Source organism: Ruegeria sp. HKCCD8929 (assembly GCF_013031405.1).
Classification (GTDB): domain Bacteria; phylum Pseudomonadota; class Alphaproteobacteria; order Rhodobacterales; family Rhodobacteraceae; genus Ruegeria.
In genome coordinates, this window is the sequence record NZ_WPZY01000020.1 from 61,831 (window position 1) to 68,385 (window position 6,555).

Consider the following 6,555-nt stretch of genomic DNA (forward strand, 5'->3'; position numbering starts at 1 on the left):
GATGGGTGTCCCGCCCCAATGGGAGTGATGGGGCGAGACACCGCGTGACGTCAGTCGAAAATTTCGGCCTGAGCGTCGTTGATCCACCGCAGTCTCAGATCTTCGGGAAAGACCTTGAGGCGCGTGTTGATCTTTGTGCAGGCATTTGTCAGCGCTTCCTGTGCACTCTCGGTTTCGCCCGCCATGAACTTGTTCAGTTCGACACCAAAAACCTCTTCCACATCCGCATAGAAAGGATGGAATATGCGGCGTTGTGCGTTTTCCTGCGTGTCCAGAAGCACCTGATAATAGGGATACTTCTCTTGCAGCTCAGGATCCGAGAGGATGGACTTGTGGAACTGAGACACGCCCGAACCCTCTTCGGCAAAGCGGCGCATCATATCCTGAGAGGTGCCCCATTTGATGAACTCCCAGGCGGCCTCTTTTTCCGTGTCGGTCGCCTTGGAATTGATCGCAAAGCTCAGAGCCCCGGTCATCGTTGGCTGCGGATTGCCATCACCGGTCGGGCTTGCGGCGTAACCGGCCTCACCGATCGTCGGCAGAACAGCCTCATCCGGGTTGGTCAGGCGTACCGTGCGCACCGACCAGTAAGAGCTTTGCGCGGTCTCGCCCCGCTCCATATACCCGGTGCGGATGTCCCACATCAGACCCAAGTAGTCAGGCGGATTGAAGGCAACCAGTTCTTTCATCACGTTGGCCGCTGCCAAGGCCGCCTCGCCATCCATGGCGCAGAGACCCGTTTCAGCATCCCAATACTGGCCCCCGAAACTGCGCATGATGGGGAAGAAATCATGCGTGATGGCGCCTGCAACGCGACTATAGGCCTGCGCATTGCCGTAGAAGGGCTTGTCCAGAACTTCACCGGCCAGAGCTTCGCCGGCGTCCCTGGTAAAGAACTCGGCAATGTCGATGTACTGATCCCAGGTTTGAGCAGGAGTCAAAGGATATCCGTATTTTGCCTCGAACGCGGCCTGTTCCTCGGGATGTTCGTAGAGGTCCTTGCGATAGTTCTGGTGCCAGATCATGCCCGAGGCCGGAAAGGCTAGCAGGCGCCCCTGCCAGGTGTTTTCCTGAAGCTGGATCGGGATGATGTCGTCAAGATGGATTTCTTCAGCGTCCCGCTTGACCAGTTCGGTCAGATCCTCCAGCGCCCCGGATTCACCAAGCACTCCAACCCATGGGCTGTCGACCCACATCAGTTGATAACTCGGGTTGTCGGCACTGGCTTCGATGACGATTTTGTCGATCAGGCCCGGATAGGGGAACATATCAATCTGGACCTTGGCCCCTGTCAGTTCCTCGAATTCACCTACAATCGGCGCAAGGCGCGTGACAGAGGTGTCGCCGATGGCCAGCATTTTCAGCTCGACCCCGTCGAAATCGCCTGCGGTCGCCGAGCCGGTGGTCCCGATGGCTACGGCGCTTCCCATAAGCGCCATTTTCAGATGTTTCATTGTTCCTCCTCCACTATTGCCGGTGCTTTGCCTGCGGCACGACACCAATTGCGGGCACACTTGCCTTTCGTGCCCAGGGTGAATGGCCCTTAAGCTCCTTCGGACGGCGTCCACAGTTTCGGACCGCCTTGAGCCTCGTATCCGAGTGGTCTGGTCGCGCTGACGATTTCCAAAAACTGGCCCCAGGGGCTGCGTAAGTAGAGCCAGACAAGACCGTCCATCGGACCGCCTTCGATCAGGGTCGGACCTTCCAGCAGATCGACACCTGCGGTCTCCAGTCTCTGGGCAACAGCAAAGGCGTCATCGACTTCAAACGCGATGTGCATCGCACCAACCTCGCCGTTGTGCTTCAGGGACTGGTTGCCGGTGACCCCCGAGTACTCGAACAGCTCCAGCGACCCTCCGCGGCCGATCTGAATGACACGCTGATCTGCGATCCTGACGCCCTTGGGGACGCCCAAGTGTTTGGCCATGAACGCATCGTCAACATCCACCGACCCGCATTCCATGACGGTAACCGCCCCGAAGATATCGGTGAAAAATGTGACCGCCTGATGCATATCCGGAACAGTGAACCCGATATGGTGCAAACCCAGGATTGATTTACTTTTAGCCATAACTGGTTAGTTCTCCTGAAGTCAAAAAATTTTGCTACTCGAATGTTCCGCTATCCAACCACCTTCGGTCGGCGGACGTCGTTTCTTTCGTGTTCGAATACCCACGGGGCCAATGGCGCGCGATCCCGGATCAGATCTGATCCCTTTTCACCTATCATGATGGTCGGCGCATTCGTATTGGACGAATTGATCCGCGGCATAATGGATGAATCGCACACCCGGAGCCCCTCCAACCCGTGTACCCGCAGGTCATTGTCGACCACGGCCATGTCGTCCTGACCCATCTTGCAAGTTCCTACCGGGTGGTGGTCGGTTTTGGCCATCTTGCAGGCATAGGCGAACAAATCATCATTCGATGTCACAGCAGGCCCGGGCAGGACTTCTTTGCGGACAAATTTACTCAGCGCGGGCTGCGCCAAAATTTCTCGGGCCATTTCCAAGCCGCGCAGCGACATCTCGAGATCGCGTGGGTCAGACCAATAGTTCGGATCAATCAGTGGGGCGGCGAATGGATCGTTGCTTGCAAGGCGCACTGTGCCGCGTGACCGTGGCCGCATGTAAGCACTGTTGAGCGTGATCCCGGCGCCATCGATCTTGACGATCCCTTTCTCGATCCCTGACCCCTGGCCAAGATGGAACTGGATGTCGGGCTGGCTTTCGGTTTCGTCCGCATACCAAAATCCGCCGGTTTCAAACAATGACGCCGCCGCAGGACCGGATTTGAACATAACATACTGCAAACCGGCCAGAGCCGACTTGTACCAACTGTCCCACCCGTCGTAGCTATGAGGACCGGTTAGCTCGGAAATCGTGCAGATGTCGATATGGTCCTGCAGGTTCTCCCCCACTCCCGGTAGGTCGTGCCGCACGTCCACACCCACGCTTTTCAAATGCTCTGCCGGACCGATACCGGACAGCAATAGCAGCCGAGGCGAACCGATCGCTCCTGATGAAACGATGACCTCGCGCGCTGCGCGCAGTTTCTGGCTCTGGCCGTTGCCGGACACTTCGACCCCAATCGCCCGATCGTTCTCGAGCAGAATTCGAGTGGCCTGCGTCCGCGGCATGACCGTGAGGTTAGGACGGATTTCCGCTGGTTTCAGGAACGCCACCGCTGCCGAGGACCGGCGCGCGTTGCATTGGGTCAACTGGTAAAATCCGACTCCTGCCTGATCCCGGCCGTTGAAATCGGGATTGTACGGTATCCCGTATTGCTGCCCCGCACGAATGAATGCGTCGCAGATCGGCAAAGTCGCGCGCGGCATGGACACGCCAAGCGGCCCGTCAATGCCGTGATAGTCGTCGTTGAAACGTTCGTTGGCCTCGGCCCGCTTGAAATAAGGCAACAGCTCGCGGTAGCTCCAGCCGTTGCAGCCGTGCACGTCGGACCAGCTATCATAGTCCCTGGCATTCCCACGGGTGTAAATCTGCGCATTTATGGTCGATCCACCACCGATGACCTTGGCCTGCGTGAACCAGACCTCACGTCCTTTCATGTGTTTTTGCGGAGCGGTGGACCATCCCCAGCTGGCAATGCCCTTGGTCATCTTGGCGAAGCCGGCGGGCCAATGAAAAAGAAAGCTATCGTCTCGCCCGCCGGCTTCCAGCAGCAGTACGGACACCGATGGATCCTCGCTCAGCCGCGCCGCAAGAACACAACCTGCCGAGCCTCCCCCCGTAACGATGTAGTCGAATTCAGTCATGTGTCATTTGTAACCATTTCGTTACTTGAAACGTTTAACCAAGTTCTGCCTTTTGTCAAGCCAGGCTTGGCAATCATTAGGGATCTAGTGCTTTGCTCTAATGGATTCGGCAAAAGCCATCGCAGGCTTCAGAATGAGTTCCTGCCGAGACACTGACTTTGATGCCAACAGCTCCATCGCGAGTTGGGCGGACTTTTCGCCGATCCTGCGCGGATTGATATCGACGGTGGTCAAGTTCGGATCCAAGGCTCTTGCAATGGGCACGTTGTCGAAGCTGACAACGGATACTTGTTCGCCGACTACAACTGAATTTTGCCTGAGAGCCCTATAAACTCCCGCCGCCATATCGTCGTTGAACGCAATCAACGCTTCGCCCAGTTCACCCGTGGCAAATAATCTGGACACGGTGCTTGCCGCAAAATCGGGGCTCAGTGAGCCCGGTGACAGGCGACACGCGGTTTTCGGCAAGCCATTCTCTTTCAACGCGCGGAAAATCCCGTTTCGGCGCCCGATCCAAGTCGTCGTGTCCGCGTACCCCCCGACAAAAGCCATTTTATCATGCCCAGCTTCAATCAAGGACTTTGCGGCCATGTATCCTGACTTCTCCTCGTCCACGCCAACAAAAGAAGCCCCGGCACCGGGAAGGTCGCGAACACAGGAGACCACCGGAATATGTCTTTGCCGAACCACCTGCAGGTCATCGCCGGTGGTATCGTGAACCGGAGTCAGAATAATCGCGCCTACCCCTTGCGACATCATGGAGTGTAACAACTTCGTCTGCCGCTCTCGATCGTTCTGAGCCGTGGCGACGATGGTCAAAAATCCCTCTTGATAGGCAGCCAGTTCAGCACCGGCGACAAGTTCGCTGAAAAACGGATTCACAACGTTGTTGATTATGACGCCTATCAGACGTGACTGACCCGTCCGCAACCTGGCAGCTCCATTGTCCCGAACGAACCCAAGCTCAGAGGCTGCGTCCAGCACGAGCTGTTTCGTCGTTTTCCCGACCCGACCGCTGTCGTTCATCACATAAGAAACAGTTGCGATCGAAACGCCCGCTCGTTCAGCAACGTCTTTGATCCCAACCTTCTTCATGTCATGGCCTTAAACGTTTCACCAGCCTCAATACGTAAGTAACCTTTCGATCAACTGCAAGCTTTGTTCAATCAGGGTCTTCAGTGAGATCAGGTTCAAACTTGATAGCAAGCGCAGCGCGGCGTTTGTGTCTGTCGCCAGAAGTTCGTTTTGAAGCGGATCGTGGCGTGATGATAAAAATATCTCCAGTACAAACTCTCAATCTTCTTGCCACGTATCGGGGTTCACGAAACCGATCCGCCAAGGGCTGAGTGGTTATGTTGTTGCTTAGAAACCACTTTGAACAAACCCGTTTGATGAACCTAATCGCCAGGGGTCTGTCGTTCAGTCCTCCTAACTTGACCGAGGAGGGTTTTGGCAATTTGGCTTCGGTCTGGGACACACACAAAGCTACCACAGCTTCACCCAGCCCATGCACGCCTCCGCTGATAATTTGTTAGATAGCCGCGATCTGAAAGAGCCCGCAGCAGGCCGAAACCGGTCGATCGGCCCATTCCAATCTGTGCGAAGATGGCTGAGGCGTTCAAAGCGGCTGGATTGGCACCTTCCGACTTGAAGAACATGTTAATACGTTCGAGTTTCGCAATTTGGGTCGCTCCGACTGACGCCCCCGGTCAGCCATCCTATTCGAAAGATCTGCCCCAGCCAACATCCGACCGAGGCAAGGCCGGGTGCCTTGTTCACTCTTCGCTGGAAACGAGTCTGCGGACAACCAGCGGTGTTGCCTGCGCTGCTTCCATCTTCGGGGCCCAAAATCCGAACCAATCTTGGGCCAAGTGAACGTCGAGATCCTCAGCGCTTGACCAGACTTCGACGATCGTCATCTTGCTGGGGTTGTCAGTATCTCGCCACAGCTCATACTGTTCGCACCCCTGTTCCTTACGTGAACGAGAGATGAATTCAGCCTTGAACATCTCGGTGAAAGCATCCGCTTCCTCCGGCTTGACGTCCAATTCGACCAGTAATCTTGCTTTAGCCATCAGTCCGCCAACTCCCAAAAACGTTGGTACTTTGCCTCCAGAGGGTGCAGGTCCTTACGGCCTTCCATGTAATAGCCAACCCATTCTGCAAGACACCAACTTCCAGAGGGTGCGGCATAGCCAGAGAAATTTGGATCGCTCGTAAGCGTCTTGACCGCGACAGACCGCTAGCTCAGACCCTTGATGAGCGAGTTTATCGTCCCGATCGCGGAATCGGTGTCGCTCGAAATAGTCTCGAATTTACGCATGAGCCCATCCCAGCCTTTTGCCTCGGTCTCGGCCAGATCACGCGCCTGATCGACTGCCTTCTGGGCCGCTTCGATGACTCTGATCATGGAGCCGAGCTTCTCGACTTCCTTAGCTTGCTTAGACAAATCCGCCTGGACCTTTGCGGCGTCCTTGGCTTCCGGAAGCTTGCCAGAAGACGTTGGCAGATTAGATGCTTATCCCTTAAGGTGCGCCACAAGTGTGACCCGCCGCAGATCTGTCCGACCGCCCCCCAAACGCGGGAAAACCCAGCTCCCTAGCTCGCACTGAAGTTCCGTCCTTGCCTAACCGGCAATACCAGCCTTCGGTCCGTGATTGCTGCTGTGTCAAGAAAAAAACGGATCAACCTACATCCCAAGGCATTCACGTCAACAGCGTCCACATTAGGGTCAGGATGCATTGATTTTCGCTGCTCTGCGTGATTCACGGCTCGGAAAAC

At 56.0% G+C, this 6,555-nt stretch carries 6 protein-coding genes; all 6 read right to left on the reverse strand.

The genetic code is table 11. The features are described 5' to 3' along the window. Positions 1-50 precede the first annotated feature (50 nt). A complete protein-coding gene (locus GOX53_RS21890) occupies positions 51-1,454 on the reverse strand; it encodes an ABC transporter substrate-binding protein (RefSeq protein ID WP_171180171.1) in 1,404 nt (467 codons plus the stop codon). Positions 1,455-1,543: 89 nt separating this feature from the next. Next, a complete protein-coding gene (locus tag GOX53_RS21895; protein WP_171180172.1) occupies positions 1,544-2,071 on the reverse strand; it encodes a VOC family protein in 528 nt (175 codons plus the stop codon). 50 nt (positions 2,072-2,121) lie between these two features. Next, on the reverse strand, positions 2,122-3,774 hold the full coding sequence (locus tag GOX53_RS21900; RefSeq protein WP_171180174.1) for a GMC family oxidoreductase: 1,653 nt from the start codon (positions 3,772-3,774) through the stop codon (positions 2,122-2,124). Between the two features lie 84 nt (positions 3,775-3,858). After that, positions 3,859-4,869: a LacI family DNA-binding transcriptional regulator gene (locus GOX53_RS21905; protein WP_171180176.1), complete on the reverse strand. Its 1,011-nt coding sequence runs from the start codon at positions 4,867-4,869 to the stop codon at positions 3,859-3,861. Between the two features lie 680 nt (positions 4,870-5,549). Beyond that, positions 5,550-5,849 carry a putative quinol monooxygenase gene (locus tag GOX53_RS21910; RefSeq protein WP_171180178.1) on the reverse strand — a complete coding sequence of 100 codons (300 nt, stop codon included), beginning with the start codon at positions 5,847-5,849 and terminating at the stop codon, positions 5,550-5,552. 167 nt (positions 5,850-6,016) lie between these two features. Next, a complete protein-coding gene (locus GOX53_RS21915; RefSeq protein WP_171180180.1) occupies positions 6,017-6,184 on the reverse strand; it encodes a hypothetical protein in 168 nt (55 codons plus the stop codon). Between the last annotated feature and the right edge of the window lie 371 nt (positions 6,185-6,555).

What these genes read in the sequence shown, in the direction of transcription:
- GOX53_RS21890 (WP_171180171.1), bottom strand. Translation starts at nt 1,454, where the DNA reads ATGAAACATCTGAAAATGGCGCTTATGGGAAGCGCCGTAGCCATCGGG.
- GOX53_RS21895 (WP_171180172.1), bottom strand. Translation starts at nt 2,071, where the DNA reads ATGGCTAAAAGTAAATCAATCCTGGGTTTGCACCATATCGGGTTCACT.
- GOX53_RS21900 (WP_171180174.1), bottom strand. Translation starts at nt 3,774, where the DNA reads ATGACTGAATTCGACTACATCGTTACGGGGGGAGGCTCGGCAGGTTGT.
- GOX53_RS21905 (WP_171180176.1), bottom strand. Translation starts at nt 4,869, where the DNA reads ATGAAGAAGGTTGGGATCAAAGACGTTGCTGAACGAGCGGGCGTTTCG.
- GOX53_RS21910 (WP_171180178.1), bottom strand. Translation starts at nt 5,849, where the DNA reads ATGGCTAAAGCAAGATTACTGGTCGAATTGGACGTCAAGCCGGAGGAA.
- GOX53_RS21915 (WP_171180180.1), bottom strand. Translation starts at nt 6,184, where the DNA reads ATGATCAGAGTCATCGAAGCGGCCCAGAAGGCAGTCGATCAGGCGCGT.